A 17158-nucleotide genomic window follows, 5' to 3' on the forward strand; every position below is an offset into this window, starting at 1 on the left:
GAATGCGATGGGATTCAGCTACCCACACGCTCGCCCGTAGCCGGGTCGAAGAGGTGAACGAGGCCGTCCACCCGCTCGAAGCCCAGCGTCTGGCCGTACTGCAGCTTCGATCGCCCGCCGGTGCGTGCGACGAGCGAAATCGGATCGGATTCCGTGCCAGGTACGTGCGCGTAGATGTACGACTCGTTGCCCAGTTCCTCTACCAGGTCGATCTGAGCTGCGATTCCGTCTCCGGCAGCAACCACCTGGAATTGCTCGGGCCGAATTCCCACTGTGACCGAAGCCAGACCGGCCGCGGCGATTGCCGCCATCTGCTCGCGGTCCAGCGGAACCTCGACGTCACCGAAACGCACCCCACCCGAACTGACCGGCGCCGTTACCAAGTTCATACCTGGAGATCCGATGAAACCGGCAACAAACGCATTGGCCGGCCGATCGTAAAGTTCGGTCGGAGAAGCGAATTGTTGCAACTTGCCGCCCTTGAGCACTGCCACGCGATCACCCATCGTCATCGCTTCCACCTGATCGTGCGTGACGTAGACGGTGGTGGTTCCGAGACGACGCTGCAACGCCGCGATCTGCGTGCGGGTCTGGACGCGTAGCTTTGCGTCGAGGTTGGAGAGCGGCTCGTCCATGCAGAACACTTGCGGTTCACGAACGATAGCTCGGCCCATGGCAACTCGCTGCCGTTGACCACCGGAAAGCTTGGCCGGTTTGCGGTCGAGATAGTCAGTCAGGTCAAGCAGTTTGGCCGCTTCGGCCACTTTCTTCTTACGCTCCTCGACGGGCACACCGCGCATCTTCAACGCGAACCCCATATTTTCGCCGACGGTTTTATTGGGGTACAGCGCGTAATTCTGGAAGACCATTGCGATGTCGCGATCCTTCGACGGGACATCGGTCATGTCCTTGCCGTTGATGGTGATCGCACCGGAATCGATGTCCTCGAGCCCTGCCAACATGCGCAGGGCCGTGGACTTTCCGGAACCTGACGGACCGACGAGCACGATGAACTCCCCGTCCTTGATGTCAAGATCGAGTGAATCTACAGCGAGGGTCCCAGCACCTTCGTAGATGCAAGACGCTTTCTGGTAAGAGATTTCAGCCATGACGAACTCCTGAGAGGGTGAGGAGAATTATTTGATTGCACCGAAGGACAGGCCGCGCACCAGTTTGTTCTGGGCGAACCAACCGGCCAGGATGACGGGCAATGCCGCCATGGTCGCTGCCGCGGAGAGCCGAGCCCAGTACAGTCCCTCGCCGGTGATGAACCCGACCAGGAAGACCGGAATCGTCTGCGCTTGAACAGCTGTCAGGTTGACTGCGAAGAAGAATTCGTTCCACGAGAAGATCACGCAGATCAGCGCAGTCGCAGCAATTCCGGGCGAGATCAGCGGGAGGATCACCTCGCGAACCGAGGTCCACAAACTCGCGCCGTCCATGCTGGCAGCTTCGAGAAGTTCGCCGGGGACTTCGAGAAAGAACGAACGCATCATCCACACTGCGATCGGCAGATTCATCGATGTGTACAAGATGACCAGCGCCCAGATATTGTCGAGCAATCCGATGTCGTTGACGATCACGTACAGCGGCACGATTGCAGCGACGACTGGGAGCATCTTGGTACTGATGAAGAAGAACAGCACATCCTGAGTCTTCTTCACCGGGCGAAGCGAGAGCGCAAAAGCCGCCGGAACACCCAGTAGCAGAACAAGAATCGTCGACATTCCTGTGGCAAATGCCGAGTTCGCCAGCGTCGTGCCGAGACCGGAATCGAGAACGGCACGAAACTGCTCGAGCGTCGGGGTGAAGAACAACTTCGGCGGATCCGTGTAGGCGTCTGCCTCGGTCTTGAATGCGGTCAGGACCATCCAGAAGACCGGGAAGAAGAATCCCAGAGCGGCGATCCACGCCACGACCGACCACGGACTGAAGTTACTGCTCTTCTTTTTCTTGACGACGGGTTTGTCGGTCGTCACGCTTGTCGTCTCTACGGCAGTCATCACGCCGCCTCCTCGTTGCCGGTGAAGCTCTTGAAGATCAATCGGAGCGCAAGTGTCGACACGATGATGGTCGCGATCACTGTCACGACACCCATCGCCGCAGCTTGACCTACGTCGAAGCCGAGGAACGCGCGCTGGTAGATGTAGAACGGCAGGTTCGAACTGGCCACGCCTGGCCCGCCCGACGTCATCATGTACACCGCGTCAAAGGTGTTCACGAGGTAGATCGCACCCAGAACTGCACCGAGTTCGATGAAACGGCGCAGGTGCGGCAGTGTCAGTTCGCGGAACATCGCAAACGGCTTGGCTCCGTCCACCCGTGCGGCTTCGAGGATGTCTCGGGGCATGGACTGCAAGCCGGCCAGAATGAGCAGCATCATGAAAGGCGTCCACTGCCAGATCAGATTGATCATGACGGCGGCGAGCGGAAACTTGCTGACCCAGTCGACCTGGCCGACACCGAAAGGCTGGAGGACGAAGTTCACGATACCGAACACCGGGTCGAACATTGTTGTCTTCCAGAGCAATGCGCCAGCGACGGGGGTGATGAGAAACGGCGTGATCAGCAGTGTCCGCACGATCCCGCGACCGAGGAAGGCTCTGTCGAGTAGCAGTGCCAACGCGAGTCCGAGGATCACCGAAACGATGACCGTCCCCACGATCATGATGACCGTGTTGACCGCGACTTCCCGAAACTGACTGTCCTTGAAAACCTCGATGTAGTTGTCGAACCCGTTGAAGTGCCGCGATCCCGGCCGGACTAGGTTCCACGACTGCGTCGAGTAGTAGAGGGTGAACAGAAACGGAATCTGGGTGACGACGATCGAAAAGATCAACGCCGGCAACAGGGGACCTCTACGACGCCAACCCTCGGCGCGGGAGATCTTCTTTTCGACACGGACCGGTGGCGCGTCGTCCACCGTAGTTCTGGGCTCGGCAACCGTAGTCATCGGTTCTCCTGATAGGTCTTGCCGACCACCTCGGCATACTGCTGGGATTGTTCGAGTGCTTCTTTCACGCTCTTCTGACCCGCGATGGCCGCACTGATCTGCTGGCTGACGCGAGTGCCCAGGTCCTGAAACTCAGGGATGGTGAGGAACTGGACGCCGGTGTACGGAACCGGTTGCACTGTAGGGTTTTTCGGATCTGCATTGTTGATCGATTCGAGGGTGATCGGACCGAATGCCTGTGCGGCCTCTTGATATTCCGGAATCTCGTAGGTCGATAGGCGACTTCCCGGAGGAACTCTCGACCAGCCGAGTTCGGTTCCGACCTTCTGGATGTAGTCCTTGTTCGTCATCCAGGAAATGAACTTCCAGGCATCATCTTTGTTCTTTGCCGACTCCGGGATTCCGAGCGCCCACGTGTAGAGCCAACCAGGATCGGACTTCTCGACCTTCGGGGCCTTCGCATATCCGATGTTGCCGACTACCTTCGACGACGCAGGGTCCTCGAGAACCGACACAGCCGACGTCGCGTCGTACCACATCGCCGTGTTGCCTTGCGCGAATTGTGTTGCACATTCACCGAATCCGCTTGTGGCAGGACCCGGCTGACCGTGCTCCTTGACAGTGTCCACGTAGAACTGAACCGCATCCTCGACCTGCGGACTGGTCAGCTGCGCATTCCAATTCTCGTCGTACCAGCGTCCACCGAAGGTGTTGATCACGGTGTTCAGCGGTGCGAGTACCTCACCCCAGCCAGGCTTTCCGCGCAAGCAGATTCCCGCCATCTTGGCGTCCGGGTTGTCGAACTGTGCTGCCCAACCTGCAACTTCTTGCCACGTCGGGTCTTCGGGAACTGTAATCCCCGCCTGATCGAACAGATCCTTGCGGTACATCAGGAACGACGACTCCCCGTAGAAGGGGACCGCGTACATACTGTCCTCGTACGACAGAGAAGTCTTGATCGACGGTACGAAGTCGTCCTCGTCGTAACCGGGCGTCGTGTCTGCATAGTCGGACAGGTTCGTGAGCCAACCGTTCGCGGCCCACTGAGGTGTCTCGTAGTTGCTGATCATCACGACGTCGAACTCACCGCCGCCGGTTGCCGTCGACGCTGTGATCTTGGCGCGCGCCTGGTTCTCGGAAAGGCTGACGAATTTGAGGTCGATGCCAGGGTTCTCGGCTTCGAAAGCCGGCGCCAGTTTGATGGCGTCCTGCATCTGCGAGTTCGACACCATCGCGATGGTGACTGTTCGTTCGCCGGAACCACCGAGCGCACCAGCGCCCGCACATCCCGACACCAGGAGGCAGAGCGCCGCCGCGGCAGCGCCCCACACTCGTCTTCCTGTTTTCACGGATTACCTTCCTTCACACTTGCGTGTCAGTCGCGCGCTCGGACCGCGAAGCTCGTGAGATCGCTAGCCTTCGAGCAGCCACTGGGCGCACTCGACGTCGGTGACGAGTACGTTTGCCAAACCTCCGCGCAATGCGCCCAGAACGGCCTGGCGTTTGTGTGTTCCCCCCGAAATCAGAATCGTCTGATCGCAGGATTTCACTGCGTCGAGCGATACGGAGACCGTTCGCTCAGGCAGTGGCCCCTCCACTGGATTGCCGTCGATCGTGTAGAAACGGCCGCCGATTTCACCGACAGCGCCTCGACTTTCCAACTCGTCCAGCATGGTCGAGTCGACGAAGCTACCGGCAAACAAGGTCGTGGCAGTCGAGACGGCACCAACTCCGAAAACCATGATGTCGGAATCAGTTCCGGCTTGCAGCGCCTTCGAGATCACCGAGTCGTTTCGCATCGACTCCACAGTCGCCGGGTCGGCATACAGCGGAGCGTTGAGACGAATAGGATTGGCCTGCAACTGTTGTGCACATCGGCCGATGGTGAAGTCGACACCGGTTTGGTAGTCGGTCACCGTCATGGAGCCGTCAAGTTGTACCACAGCCGAGCACTTCGCGGCCTTGTCTGGCAAAGATCCTGCTACCGCAACGGTTTCCGGACCCCAGGTAAACCCGAGAACGCTCGACGGCTGCAGACGACGAACCAGAACTTCCGCTGCTCTTCGACCGAGTGCGTCGAAGTCCGGGTCGTCCGCATCCGAAATCGCTTCGGGGACGATCAACACTTCGGCCAACCCGAAGTGCTTCTCCAGCTTCGATTCCAACTCCGTGTTCACCGAACCTTCGAGCTCCGGCGGTACCAAAATCTCGACCCTGACCAAACCTTGCGTCCGCGCCCTGGCCAACAGTCGCCCGGCTGTCGGCCGCGAGACGCCCAACTTCGCTGCAATCTCCGCCTGAGTGGCACCTTCGAGGTGATACATGGTCGCTGCCCGCAAGGCGAGCCGCACATCTTCGGAAGCGGGCAACTTCGACGTCTTGAGTCCTGTGGGCTGAGCCGACTGGTTCACGCGGTCTCCTTGTGCATCAGGTTCAAAGTTTCTTGATCGTGAGCAGATGCTCACTAGATGTTCTTATGCTCATTAAGCTAACATCTACGTTGTGACCCACACAACAGTTTCCGGAGAATCCGTCGATCTACCTGCGACAATTCGGGCAAATGTCCTCGTCGAGACCGGAAAGATGCAGATGGTCGAGAGACCACGACCGTCCCCGAAGGCGGGTGAAGTCCTCGTTCGCATCCATGCCGTGGGCGTGTGCGGGTCGGACGCGCACTACTTTCACGAAGGTCGCATCGGCCCTTACGTAGTCAACTCACCGCTCGTTCTCGGACACGAAGCATCGGGACGCATCGCTGCGGTCGGTGACGGCGTCGACCCAAGACGCATCGGGCAGCGTGTCTCCATCGAGCCTCAGAAGCCCGATCCGACAAGTCCCGAATCCAAGGCAGGCAGATACAACCTCTGCCCTCATATGGAGTTCTTCGCGACGCCGCCGATCGACGGTGCGCTGACCGACTACGTCACGATCGGTGCCGACTTCGCCCATCCCATCGCAGATTCCGTGTCCTACGAGGCAGCTGCGCTGTTCGAGCCACTTTCCGTAGGGATCGCCTCAGCCCAGAAGGCGGGGATCACTGCCGGCTCTCGGGTGTTGATCGCCGGCGCCGGCCCGGTAGGAATCGTGACGACGCAGGTGGCCAAGGCATTCGGCGCGACGGAAGTCATCGTCTCGGACATCGACGCGGCCCGGCGTGATGTGGCACTGAAATTCGGCGCAACAACCGTCGTTGATCCCCATGTAAGCGACGTACGCTCGCTGGCCGTCGACGCATTCATCGACGCGTCGGGTGCCACGGCCGCAGTGATCGACGGGATTCACGCAGTTCGGCCCGCTGGAACCGTCGTTCTGGTCGGAATGGGTGCCGACGAGATACCGTTGCCGGTCCCGATCATTCAGAATCGCGAACTGATGCTCACCGGAGTGTTCCGATACGCCAACACGTGGCCGATCGCCGCCGCACTGGTCGCTGCCGGGCGCGTCGATCTGGACTCGATGGTCACAGCACGCTTTTCACTCGAACAGTCGCAAGAGGCCCTGGTGGCCGATCGCATTCCCGGCAGCATCAAAGCCGTAGTCATTGTCGCCGAAGGAGACTAGTACTTTCATGGAACTCAATACGAAGACCCTGCTCGACTTCGATGCTGCACTCGAAGTGCCGACCTACGACCGGAGCAAAGTTACTACCGGCATAGTGCATTTCGGTGTCGGAGGCTTTCACCGTGCACACCAGGCCATGTACATCGATGCTCTCCTGCGACGCGGTGAGGGCTTCGACTGGGGAATCTGCGGAGTGGGAGTGATGCCGTCGGACAAGCGAATGAAAGACGCACTCCGCGCGCAGGACGGCCTCTACACGCTGGCGCTCAAGCATTCCGACGGAACCCTCGAGGCCCGGGTCATCGGGTCGATCGTCGAGTACCTGTTCGCTCCGGAGGATCCGGAGGCGGTGATCGAAAAGATGGCATCCGAATCGACGAAAATCGTATCTCTCACCATCACCGAGGGCGGATACAACATCTCGCACACTACGGGTGAGTTCGACGCGTCCGATCCCGATGTAATGCACGATCTCGAGCCGGGAACACTCCCCCGCACCACCTTCGGTCTGATTTGTGCGGCACTCGCACTCCGTCGCGACCGGGGCCTCGCCCCGTTCACGATCATGAGTTGCGACAACATCGAAGGCAACGGATCGGTCGCCAAGACGGCTGTCGAAGCCTTCGCCGCTCTGAAAGATCCCGAACTTGCGGAATGGATCGACGAGAACGGCGCCTTCCCCAACTCCATGGTCGACCGGATCACACCCGTCACGACAGCCGAGGTGACCACCGAGATCGCCGAGACGTTTGGCGTGGAAGATCAGTGGCCGGTCGCGGCTGAGCCGTTCACCGCGTGGTTCCTCGAGGACGAGTTCACCTCAGGCAGGCCACCTCTGGAGAATGCCGGCGTCAATCTCGTGCCGGATGTTCGCCCGTACGAACTGATGAAACTGCGCCTTCTCAATGCCGGCCATCAAGGCATCGCTTACTTCGGCTACCTTGCCGGATACCGCCTGGTCCACGAGGCATGCCAGGACGAACTCTTGTCGGGGTTCCTGCTCGACTACATGAATCTCGAAGCGACGCCGACCCTTGACCCGGTACCCGGCGTCGACCTGGATCAGTACAAGAAGACCCTCATCGAACGATTCTCGAACCCCCAGATCCGCGACACGATTGCACGTCTGTGCGCCGAGTCGTCCGATCGAATTCCCAAGTGGCTGTTGCCCGTCATCCGGACCCAACTCGACACCGGTGGGTCGATCAACCTGTCCACCGCAATTGTCGCCAGTTGGGCCCGCTACGCCGAGGGCACAGACGATAACGGAGATCCCATCACCGTCGTCGATCAGCTGTCGGACACTCTGGTGCCGCTCGCCCAGAAACAGTCGAGCGACCCGTTGGCCTTCATCGGGTACCGACAAGTGTTCGGCGATCTCGTGGACGATCGCCGATTTGTCGCAAGCTTCCGAAAGACCCTCGACTCATTGCACTCCGTCGGAGCCAGAAGAACCCTCGAGGAGGTGCGCGGGCTCTGACTACACCGAGACGTCGTGCAGGTGATGGATCGGATCGTGAATGAAGTAGGCCGCCAACGATTCGACGGTGAACGCCGATCCGTCACTGCGGAGACCCCGTCGATGGCGGCTACCCTCTGGCACGGTTTCGAAGGCATTCGCGACCTCCGCCGCGGCGTCGGACAATTCCGATGCCACCGTTGCCGGATCTTGGTCGTTGTACCGCTCGGCCTCGGCTGTTGCGTCCTGATCCCAGTTCTCGAATCGCGGATCGTCGAATTCGAGCATCTGTTCCAACCGCACCTTGAAGATCCGGAACACGTCGCGTACGTGGGCGGAATACTCCAGCGCTGACCATGTGTCGCTGTCTGGCCGCACCGTCACGTTCTCGTGTTCGAGCACTGCAGCCCAGGATGCGGCGTTGGCACGCACGAGATCGGGAACGTCCGTGAATGCGACGGTGGATGAATCGAACCCACACTCGCCGCAAGGGCGTTCGAGGACCCAGGTCCAGTTCTTTGTATCCGGGGTGATCGGCATGCATCGAGAATAGTCCGCGGGAGCGGAGTCGGTCTGCTTCGATTGGCCGATGAAGCGCATCATGGTCGGTATTGCGATTCCATTCGTGCTGATGCTTACTTCGTGTGGCGGGGACGGGGGCGACGCCGAACCACACGAACTCGCCTTCACATGCGACTACGCACATGCGTACCTCGAAGTTTTCGGGACGGTCGAGGCGGCGTTGGCCCGGCTACAGAGCCCTGGATGGAACGATGTCCCTGAACTCGTGGGTTCCGCCAGCGCCTGGGCAGCGTTCACACCACAACAGCAGACTGCGTTAGTCAATTCACTTCATGCGGCTTCCCGAGGTGAATGTTGATCCGTATTTCGGTGCCGGTATCCGGCATCTGACTCCGTCGACAAGATTTGCCGGTCGATACTCGGATCGGCCGAAGAACTGGACATACTCCGACTGATTCCACGTCGCCGATCGATCGAGTCCGCGATGACATGAGCGGACCGCACGACGACTGGAGAGGATTCGACGCTAAGGCGCGTGAGCGCACCAAGAAGCCTTCGAAGCAGCGGAATCGGGATCGTGCGACTGAGCAACGCCGGAGGCCTGATTCGCCGGTCGCACAACAGAATTACAAACGACGACGTAACTACGTCATTCCGTTCGTGACAAAATACTCGTTCGTCGGCGACGGACCGATCACTTCGATTTCCTCGACGGGTCTCGTCGCCCCTCACGTGAAGGGCGTCGAGTCGACATGTACCCCTTCCGAACGCAGTAAATGCTCGGCCGCACAAATCAACAGCGAAAGTGATTCGTACGAGAGTCCCTCGATCGCATGCATCAGCCTGTCAGGCGCCGGAATCGACCGGTCGACCGGCGAACCCTCGGATCTCCGCACAGAAAGCACGGTCGAGAGTTCTCGTTGATTCACCACCTGACCTGCGCTGTTCGCTCGCTCGAACATGGCATTCAGCCGCTGGACCAGTTCCTCACCTTCAGCTGATCGAATAGTGTTGCCGAACAGCCTGTTTCCATGACCGGCTTCGACACCAGGCCCGATCGAGTTCTTGATTGTCACAGTATGTTCTCCGTTACGTTGGTCTGTCAGGTTGATCAGGGGTGCGACCCGGCGCAATTCGCAGAGCCTTTATCCGTGCCGCCCAACGGCGTCGCGTCCATCGACAGCAGACGAATCTCCCCCGGCGCCCATCGGCTTCCGGTAGCGAGACCTTGAAGTTGCTGTTCACTTGCAGTTCGTCGTTACACTTTAACAATAGTTGTAACGCATCGACAAGCGTTTTGTTCCGATTGCCCGGTTTTGCACCCGATCGAGGTAACTACTGAGCTCTCGCGGGCTGCGGATTCTGCAATTCACGAAGCTCGGCAAAATGGATCCGACGCAGACAAGGACGGCGAGGCAGCCCTCGTTGGCTCTCATTTCCAGTGATCGAGCACGAAGTCCTCAATGGTGATGACCCAAGTCCGACAGCGCTTTTCAGACAGGGAAAGGGCCCCGCAGTTGCGGGGCCCACTATCGTTGCCGTTCCTTGCGTAGAGTCGTTTCCGACAGTCGGCTGCCGGTCAGCGCGTCAACATTTGGGTGCAGCCGAGCCGCGGGGGGGGACGGCTCGACTGCCTTGTACCTACACCGGTAGGCACGTCTAAAGCGTGACACTTCTGTACGTCGAGCACATACGCTGAAATACCCGGATAGGTACCTACTTTTCCTTCACGTCCGGCACGTCGCTCGCTCGGTTGCGCCCAATTGCACTGCGCTCCCGATACTTGTCGAGGATTGGGTATCCGGATCCGAGACTTTCACCTCGTCCGAGATCGACGATCGCGGTACGACATTTACTTGTGTAGCCACGAAGGATCAACTCAGCCGTACCCGCATGCGCGTTGCGTGCGATTCAATACCAACTACGTGTGGGCAACTGCACCAACTACCTGTGGGCAACTGCCCTGTTGATTGCACTCTGCGCACTTGTCGCCGTTGCGATCGTCGGCAGCATGACTTTCGACAAACGTCATTGGGTCTGACCTGCGGGCTCACGGCAACTGAACGTGGGGCGGGCGGGGCTCGAACCCGCGACCAATGGATTATGAGTCCACGGCTCTAACCGACTGAGCTACCGCCCCATCCGGATGCGATGCATCGCGGCGAATCCGAATGTTACCGGCACATCCGACGCGGATCACAATCGGGCAGGCGGTGACGCGTTGCACTCTTTCGAGTCGAGTCTTCCAAGGTTGGTCGGCACAGGCGCGATGAGCCGATACCGTGGGAGTGCACACCCCACGGAACAGGATCACCACATGAAGCTTGCACTGACCGAATTCAAGAACTCGAAGGCCACGATCCGGATCATCATGTCCGACGGCGCGAAGCTGAACGGCACCGTCACCGATTTCACCGAAGACACTCTCGTTCTCAATTCTCCGAATGGTGTCTACTACATCAACCCCAGCCACATCGTCCGACTGTTCGAGCCTTCGGATCGCGCAGCGAAGTAAGCGCACCGGCCGAACAGTTCGACGGTTCCGCCGAAAGCCCGACGCAGAGTATTGCGTCGGGCTTTTCGTATCTCCGTCGCCATCGTCTTCGCTTCGCGTTCACTGATGCTGATGCCGCCTATCCTCTGCGACATGGCGAACGACAGCGGACCACCTGAACTCGTGTTGTTCGACTTGGGTGGCGTGCTGTGTCGATTCGAGCCTGACCGTCGCGCCGCAGAACTGGCTGCGGCCATCGGCGTCACGGAAGACGAGATTCATGCCCTCGTGTTCGCGTCCGGGTTCGACCAGGAATGCGATCTCGGCATTCACTCCGAAACCGCGATCCTGGAACGCTTTCGACGACTCGGGTTTCCTGGTGACCGCGACGAGCTACGCCGAGCCTGGGCCAAGGCCTTCATCCCGGACCGCGCGGTCATCGATCTCGCAATCGCGCTTCGAAGCGAGGGGGTCGTGGTCGCCACACTCTCCGACAACGGACCTGTTCTCTTGGCCGCCATCGAGAGTGTCGTAACTCCATCGGCAATCGACGAGCATGTTTTCTCCTGCATGCTCGGAGCTACCAAACCCGAACCTGCGGCCTTCCTGGCTGCGCTGGAGTTGCTCGATGCGCGTCCACAGCAGACCTTCTTCGTCGACGACAACCCGGTGAACGTCCTCAGCGCTCGACGGCTGGGAATTCGCGGCGAACAAGCAAACAAGGCGGCAGACGTCGAATCGGCACTTCGATCGGTGGGTCTGCTGCGAGCGCACTAGGTCAGACAAAAACAAGGTCAGACCACAACAAGAAAGCCCCCCACCCGATTTCTCAGGTGAGGGGCTTCACTGCTCCCCCGGCTGGACTCGAACCAGCAACCGTCCGATTAACAGTCGGAAGCTCTGCCAATTGAGCTACAGGGGATTGTCTTGCTCGCTTCGCCCGTTCCGGCGTTGCCTGAGAAACTGTAGCGAATCCTTCACCGAAGTACCAAATCGCCTGCCCAGCGAGTCATCAGGCAGGATGGAGTCAGGACGATCGGTGCTGGAGGGAAGCAGGAATGATGCGTTTGTTGATCGGTGTTGCAGCTGGGTACGTCCTGGGAACCAAAGCGGGCCGCGCACGATACGAGCAGATCAGCCGGGCCGCGAAGGCGGTGGCCACCAGTCCGGCCACCAAGAAGGTGTTGGACGCGTCACGGCAGAAGCTGGCCGACTCACTGAGTACTCAGCCCAAGCTCGAGCCGATGAAGCCGATCAACGAGGAGACTACGATTCTGGTCCCCCACGACCAGTTGAAGAAAAACCGTTAGGTCAGACGCTTTGGTCGCCGACAGCCTGCTCACGCAGCTGTCGGCGATACTGCTCCAGCGCCACGAGGTCGCCGAACAGTGAGTTGTACTCCTCGGGGGCCGCAGCAGGTGAAACGCGCTGAAGCTTGGATTTGAGGTCGGCAACCTGCTCGCCCACCCACGCTTCCTGCAGTCGTGCGAGCACTCCGTTGATGTAGCGCGGAACCGTGTCTTCGTCACACGGCATCGGTTCGACGGCCAGCTCAGATACAACCGAGGCCACCGTCATGTCTTCGACGCCCTTGATGACGACTTCGATCCACTCGGCGCCGCCGAGTCCCTTGCTCGTTCCACCGGCGTCAGCCATTGCCTGTCTGATGACAACGTAGGCGGGGTGGGTGAACGTCTCGGGCGGCAACGAGTCGAAGACACTGCCGGCGATGCCAGGGTGCTGCAATGCGGCCTTGAGGACAGCTCGCTGCGTCGAGAGCGCGGGATCGTTGGGCCGGGGCCTGGAGATTCCGATCGGCAGCGCAAGCGCATCGGCAGCAGGTTGGTCGACAACCTGACGACGCTTGGGCGCCGGTGACGATCCGCGCGTCGACGCGCGTTTGCGAGCTTCGTCACGCACGCGTCGTCGAACTGACGGAAGATCGTCCCAACCGACCCATCCGCACAACAGATTCGCGTAGCTGTCGCGCAGAGTTGATTCCTTGATCTGCGCAACGACGGGCACGGTACGACGCAGTGCCTCGACACGACCTTCAGCGGTCTCCAGATCGTGTTCGGTGAGGATGGACTTCACCACGAACTCGAACATCGGAGTGCGCCGTGCCACGAGGTCGCGAACGGCGGCATCACCAGACTTCAGACGCAGATCGCACGGGTCCATTCCGTCGGGCGCGACGGCGACGAACGTCTGCCCGGCCATCTTTTGATCACCCTCGAACGCCTTCATCGCAGCGGCCTGCCCCGCGGCATCACCGTCGAAGGTGTAGATGATTTCACCGCGAAAGTAGCTGTCGTCCATCAGGAGTCGACGGAGCATCGCAAGGTGCTCCTCACCGAAGGCGGTCCCGCACGAAGCGACGGCGGTCTTGACGCCGGCCAAATGCATCGCCATGACGTCGGTGTAACCCTCGACGACTACCGCCTGGTGTCCCTTGGCGATGTCGCGCTTGGCGAGGTCCAAGCCGAACAGGACCTGAGACTTCTTGTAGAGAATCGTTTCCGGCGTGTTGACGTACTTACCCGGCATGGTGTCGTCGTCGAAGAGCTTGCGGGCACCGAAGCCGATGACGTCACCGGCGACGCTGCGGATCGGCCACAGAAGTCGGCGATGGAACCGGTCGATCGGACCTCGCCGGCCTTCTTTGGACAGCCCGGCTGCTTCTAGTTCTTTGAACTCGAAACCTTTGGACATCAAGTGTTTTGTGAGAGTGTCCCAACCTTCTGGCGCGTATCCACACCCGAACTGCAGGGCCGCTGCACCGTCGAAGTTTCTCTCGGTGAGGTAGTCGCGAGCCGCCTGGGCATCGGGTTCGCGCAGACGAGCGGCGTAGAACTCCTGAGCCGCCGCGTTTGCTGCGATCAAGCGTGCACGGGTGCCGCGATCGCGCTGAACGGACGGTCCGCCGCCCTCGTACGAAATCGTGTAGCTGAGTCGATCCGCCAACTGCTCGACGGCCTCTACGAAGCTGATGTGATCCATCTTCTGCAGGAACGAGTACACGTCACCACCCTCACCGCAGCCGAAGCAGTGGTAGAGGCCGTGGTTGGGTCGCACGTGGAACGACGGCGACTTCTCGTCGTGAAAGGGACACAGACCTTTGATCGAATCGCCACCGGCACGCTTGAGTGAAACGTATTCACCGACGATGTCCTCGATGCGAGTGCGTTCGCGAATGGCCGCGATGTCTCTGTCAGAAATTCGGCCCGCCACGTACATCAGTCTAGGCGGTCGCCCGGCACCTCCTGACAACGATATGTTGATGGCCGACTCTGCACCGCAGCGATGGGACCGACGATGACTGAAAACGCCTCGAGCTCGCACGAAGGGCGATCAGGAACCCGATTCGGCGTGTACGAGTTGCGTAGCCTCCTCGGCCGAGGCGGAATGGGTGAAGTGTACGAGGCGTACGACACCTCGAAGGATCGCCTGGTCGCTCTCAAGTTGCTCCATCGAGAGCTTGCGGCCGACCCGTCATTCCAAGCTCGTTTCCGCCGAGAATCTCGCACCACCGCCGCCCTGAACGAACCGCACGTGATCCCTGTGCACGACTGGGGCGAGATCGACGGAGTTCTCTTCATCGACATGCGATTGGTCGAAGGTCATACGTTGCGAGCCGAGTTGACCGAATTCGGCCGACTCACGCCTGTACGAGCCGTCGACATCGTCTCGCAAATCGCGTCGGCGTTGGACGCCGCCCATGCCCGCGGGCTCATCCATCGTGACGTCAAACCAGACAACATCATTCTCACGAACAACGGCTTCGCCTACCTCGTCGACTTCGGAATCGCATACTCACAGACGGACACGAAGATCACCACCGAGGGAAGCGCAGTCGGTTCCTATGCGTACATGGCGCCGGAGCGGTTCGGAATCGAAACGCCGACGGCCGCAGCGGATGTCTATTCCCTGGCTTGTGTCCTCTACCAATCACTCACCGGAACAACACCTTTCAACACCACAAGCATCGAGCATCTGGTCAATTCGCACCTGAACGCTCCGCCGCCACGCCCCACACTGGCGGTTCCGTCGCTCCCGCAAGGCCTTGACGCCGTCGTGGCTCGCGGCATGGCAAAGGATCCCGCACACCGCTATCCGACTACGGGAGCGCTCGCACTCCAAGCGCGGCAGGCCCTCTCGACGACCCACACCCCCGGTGCCGCCGGCGGATTGCACCCCACGATCGTCGGGCAGCCCACCTACACCACGGCGAATCCCGCTCACGGGAACTACACGCACATCGTGACAAAGACCAAGCGAAACCGAGCACCGATCGCGATCGGTGCGGCTGGAATTGCACTCGTTCTGGCCGCAGGAGGCACGGCGGCCTGGGTGACGCTGGGGAATTCGGGCCCCGAATCACCAACCGCTGTAGCAGCTTCCACCGCCACGTCGGCACTGGCACCCATTCAGGATCCGGTCAGAACGCCGATGCTCGAGCCGCTACCCACCGCCGGACAGCAGGCAACCACGACCACGCGGGCGCCGAACCCCGCCACGAAGAACGGCGATCTCGGGGTGAGCAAGCCGATCACCGTCCCCTCATGCAAAGGAACCGGAATCGTGGTGTTGGCCAATGCCACCGATCCGGCAACGTACGCCAGCGAGATTCAGAACTACCTCGACGCGTTCCCCGGCTCGAAATACCTACGCACAGACCAGTCCTGCCCGTCACTGCGTCAAGTCTCCGATTCGGGGACGGCGATCTACACGGTGTATCGCGAATCCGGGAGCACCGAGTCGAAGATCTGCAAGGACGTTCGCGCAGCAGGTGGCGACGCTTACGGCAAGTGGCTCGATACCACTACCGACCCGTCGACGCGGATGACTTGCTGAGGGCGTAAGTGGCTCAGCCCCAGCTGGCCTGCGCGCCCAGGCTCGCTTTGTCCACCCGTTCGAGCCGACTCTCCGTGTACGACGCGATCTGATCCACCACTACCCGGACCCGAGCACCGTCGTCTGCGGCGCGTTCCCACGCGGGCAGCAGGATCGGATCGAGCCCGGCCGGCGCAGTTGCCAGCAGCCATTCCGCGACGCGATGAACACGATCACGCTGCCGATCCTGACGCGCTTTGTGTCCGGCGTCGGACATCACGTAGTAGAGCGCCACGGTCTTGAGCAACGCGACCTCGGATGCGACGGCCTCAGGTATGTCGAGGTCGGCTTGATAGCGCGAGAGGGGTCGGTTGCCGTTTGTGAGCCGAGTGCTGGCGATCGCGGCCGTGGCGAAGCGTCCCACCAATTCACTTGTCAGGTTCTTCAACGCGACGGAACTTCCCAGCGTCCCGTCGAAACTTCCGACTCCGCGTACGACGGGGAGTTCGGACAACCGCTGAGCGGCTTCGATCAGATCGTCGACTACCAAGCCGCGGAACTCGGAGGCCCCCAGTTCTGCCAGTGCGCGCTGCTCGGACGGATCAGCAAGCGAGCGAAGGTCGATCCGGCCTGCGATCACCCCGTCCTCCACGTCGTGCACGGAATAGGCGATGTCGTCGGCCCAGTCCATGACCTGAGCTTCCAGGCATTGCCGTCGCTCGGGCGCTCCCTCGCGAACCCAGGCGAGCACCTCTGCGTCGTCGTCGTATGCCCCGAACTTCGCGCCGGGCTCAGGGCGGGTCCAGGGATACTTGATGGCTGCGTCGAGTGACGCCCTGGTGAGATTGAGGCCTGCGCTCAGACCGTCGGGGCGCAGGATCTTGGGTTCGAGGCTGGTCAAGATCCGCAGATTCTGCGCATTGCCCTCGAAACCTCCGCAGTCCTTGGCGACTTCGTCGAGGGCCTTCTCGCCGTTGTGACCGTACGGTGGGTGCCCGATGTCGTGCGCGAGACCGGCGAGGTCCACCAGGTCCGGATCGCAACCGAGTCCGTCGGCGATCCCTCGCCCGATCTGTGCGACCTCCATCGAGTGCGTCAACCGCGTGCGAGGTGTGTCACCGTCGCGCGGGCCGACAACCTGGGTCTTGTCGGCCAAGCGCCGCAAAGCCGCGGAGTGTTGGACACGCGCCCGATCTCGCGAGAAGTCCGAACGATGCTGCGCCGCTGCGATCTGCGAACCCGCCAACCCCGCTCGCTTCGGCGCCTCGACGACACGACGTTCGAGGTCGTGTTCGGAGTAGGTGCCGCCTCCGTAGGTGGTGTGAGCTGTCATGGT

General features: G+C 60.6%; 15 protein-coding genes and 2 tRNA genes. 6 read left to right on the forward strand and 11 right to left on the reverse strand.

The window, feature by feature from the left end; genetic code table 11:
• Positions 1–14: 14 nt before the first annotated feature.
• The 5 genes from ABH939_RS14650 to ABH939_RS14670 form a co-directional block, all read right to left on the reverse strand.
• On the reverse strand, positions 15–1109 hold the full coding sequence (locus tag ABH939_RS14650) for an ABC transporter ATP-binding protein (protein ID WP_218680241.1): 1095 nt from the start codon (positions 1107–1109) through the stop codon (positions 15–17).
• A 27-nt stretch (positions 1110–1136) separates the two neighbouring features.
• On the reverse strand, positions 1137–2003 hold the full coding sequence (locus tag ABH939_RS14655) for a carbohydrate ABC transporter permease (RefSeq protein ID WP_391590825.1): 867 nt from the start codon (positions 2001–2003) through the stop codon (positions 1137–1139).
• Entirely contained in the window at positions 2003–2953 is a 951-nt protein-coding gene (locus ABH939_RS14660; RefSeq protein WP_019748978.1) for a carbohydrate ABC transporter permease, read from the reverse strand. Before ABH939_RS14660 ends, ABH939_RS14655 begins: the two co-directional genes overlap by 1 nt.
• Positions 2950–4302 (reverse strand): sugar ABC transporter substrate-binding protein, encoded by a 1353-nt coding sequence (locus ABH939_RS14665; RefSeq protein WP_030536581.1) that lies wholly within the window; start codon positions 4300–4302, stop codon positions 2950–2952. The genes ABH939_RS14660 and ABH939_RS14665 overlap by 4 nt, the downstream gene beginning before the upstream one ends.
• Before the next feature lie 63 nt (positions 4303–4365).
• On the reverse strand, positions 4366–5364 hold the full coding sequence (locus tag ABH939_RS14670) for a sugar-binding transcriptional regulator (protein ID WP_054827191.1): 999 nt from the start codon (positions 5362–5364) through the stop codon (positions 4366–4368).
• A gap of 139 nt (positions 5365–5503) precedes the next feature.
• Between ABH939_RS14670 and ABH939_RS14675 the strand changes: the two genes are divergently transcribed.
• Both ABH939_RS14675 and ABH939_RS14680 read left to right on the forward strand, forming a co-directional pair.
• On the forward strand, positions 5504–6514 hold the full coding sequence (locus tag ABH939_RS14675; protein WP_050657017.1) for an NAD(P)-dependent alcohol dehydrogenase: 1011 nt from the start codon (positions 5504–5506) through the stop codon (positions 6512–6514).
• Positions 6515–6521: 7 nt separating this feature from the next.
• Positions 6522–7994, forward strand: a complete 1473-nt coding sequence (locus ABH939_RS14680) for a mannitol dehydrogenase family protein (protein WP_404649741.1) — start codon at positions 6522–6524, stop codon at positions 7992–7994.
• Here ABH939_RS14680 and ABH939_RS14685 read toward each other — a convergent pair whose 3' ends face one another.
• The 3 genes from ABH939_RS14685 to ABH939_RS14695 form a co-directional block, all read right to left on the reverse strand.
• The gene (locus ABH939_RS14685) at positions 7995–8513 is read right to left on the reverse strand and encodes a DinB family protein (RefSeq protein ID WP_404649742.1); all 519 of its coding nucleotides are present in this window, start codon (positions 8511–8513) and stop codon (positions 7995–7997) included.
• 710 nt (positions 8514–9223) lie between these two features.
• Positions 9224–9571 carry a hypothetical protein gene (locus ABH939_RS14690; protein ID WP_075833484.1) on the reverse strand — a complete coding sequence of 116 codons (348 nt, stop codon included), beginning with the start codon at positions 9569–9571 and terminating at the stop codon, positions 9224–9226.
• A 990-nt stretch (positions 9572–10561) separates the two neighbouring features.
• Positions 10562–10635 (reverse strand) — tRNA-Ile (locus ABH939_RS14695).
• Between the two features lie 177 nt (positions 10636–10812).
• On the opposite strand from ABH939_RS14695, the gene ABH939_RS14700 reads away from it, so the two are divergent.
• Together ABH939_RS14700 and ABH939_RS14705 are read left to right on the forward strand one after the other, a co-directional pair.
• The gene (locus tag ABH939_RS14700; protein WP_223304512.1) at positions 10813–11010 is read left to right on the forward strand and encodes a hypothetical protein; all 198 of its coding nucleotides are present in this window, start codon (positions 10813–10815) and stop codon (positions 11008–11010) included.
• Positions 11011–11142: 132 nt separating this feature from the next.
• Positions 11143–11766 (forward strand): HAD-IA family hydrolase, encoded by a 624-nt coding sequence (locus ABH939_RS14705; protein WP_223304513.1) that lies wholly within the window; start codon positions 11143–11145, stop codon positions 11764–11766.
• A 72-nt stretch (positions 11767–11838) separates the two neighbouring features.
• Here ABH939_RS14705 and ABH939_RS14710 read toward each other — a convergent pair.
• Positions 11839–11911 (reverse strand) — tRNA-Asn (locus tag ABH939_RS14710).
• 136 nt (positions 11912–12047) lie between these two features.
• Here ABH939_RS14710 and ABH939_RS14715 point away from each other — a divergent pair.
• A complete protein-coding gene (locus ABH939_RS14715; RefSeq protein ID WP_003941570.1) occupies positions 12048–12299 on the forward strand; it encodes a hypothetical protein in 252 nt (83 codons plus the stop codon).
• A 1-nt stretch (position 12300) separates the two neighbouring features.
• Here the strand turns inward: ABH939_RS14715 and dnaG are convergent, their stop codons facing one another.
• Entirely contained in the window at positions 12301–14220 is a 1920-nt protein-coding gene (gene dnaG, locus ABH939_RS14720; RefSeq protein ID WP_404649743.1) for a DNA primase, read from the reverse strand.
• A 72-nt stretch (positions 14221–14292) separates the two neighbouring features.
• On the opposite strand from dnaG, the gene ABH939_RS14725 reads away from it, so the two are divergent.
• A complete protein-coding gene (locus ABH939_RS14725; RefSeq protein WP_404649744.1) occupies positions 14293–15843 on the forward strand; it encodes a serine/threonine-protein kinase in 1551 nt (516 codons plus the stop codon).
• Between the two features lie 13 nt (positions 15844–15856).
• Here ABH939_RS14725 and ABH939_RS14730 read toward each other — a convergent pair whose 3' ends face one another.
• Entirely contained in the window at positions 15857–17155 is a 1299-nt protein-coding gene (locus tag ABH939_RS14730) for a deoxyguanosinetriphosphate triphosphohydrolase (RefSeq protein ID WP_063316214.1), read from the reverse strand.
• Positions 17156–17158 lie beyond the last annotated feature (3 nt).

Source organism: Rhodococcus sp. 27YEA6 (assembly GCF_044908235.1).
Taxonomy (GTDB): Bacteria; Actinomycetota; Actinomycetes; order Mycobacteriales; family Mycobacteriaceae; genus Rhodococcus_F; species Rhodococcus_F qingshengii.

What these genes read in the sequence shown, in the direction of transcription:
- ABH939_RS14705 (WP_223304513.1), top strand. Translation starts at nt 11,143, where the DNA reads ATGGCGAACGACAGCGGACCACCTGAACTCGTGTTGTTCGACTTGGGT.
- ABH939_RS14655 (WP_391590825.1), bottom strand. Translation starts at nt 2,003, where the DNA reads ATGACTGCCGTAGAGACGACAAGCGTGACGACCGACAAACCCGTCGTC.
- ABH939_RS14680 (WP_404649741.1), top strand. Translation starts at nt 6,522, where the DNA reads ATGGAACTCAATACGAAGACCCTGCTCGACTTCGATGCTGCACTCGAA.
- ABH939_RS14715 (WP_003941570.1), top strand. Translation starts at nt 12,048, where the DNA reads ATGATGCGTTTGTTGATCGGTGTTGCAGCTGGGTACGTCCTGGGAACC.
- ABH939_RS14660 (WP_019748978.1), bottom strand. Translation starts at nt 2,953, where the DNA reads ATGACTACGGTTGCCGAGCCCAGAACTACGGTGGACGACGCGCCACCG.
- ABH939_RS14700 (WP_223304512.1), top strand. Translation starts at nt 10,813, where the DNA reads ATGAAGCTTGCACTGACCGAATTCAAGAACTCGAAGGCCACGATCCGG.
- ABH939_RS14725 (WP_404649744.1), top strand. Translation starts at nt 14,293, where the DNA reads ATGGGACCGACGATGACTGAAAACGCCTCGAGCTCGCACGAAGGGCGA.
- ABH939_RS14650 (WP_218680241.1), bottom strand. Translation starts at nt 1,109, where the DNA reads ATGGCTGAAATCTCTTACCAGAAAGCGTCTTGCATCTACGAAGGTGCT.
- ABH939_RS14730 (WP_063316214.1), bottom strand. Translation starts at nt 17,155, where the DNA reads ATGACAGCTCACACCACCTACGGAGGCGGCACCTACTCCGAACACGAC.
- ABH939_RS14685 (WP_404649742.1), bottom strand. Translation starts at nt 8,513, where the DNA reads ATGCCGATCACCCCGGATACAAAGAACTGGACCTGGGTCCTCGAACGC.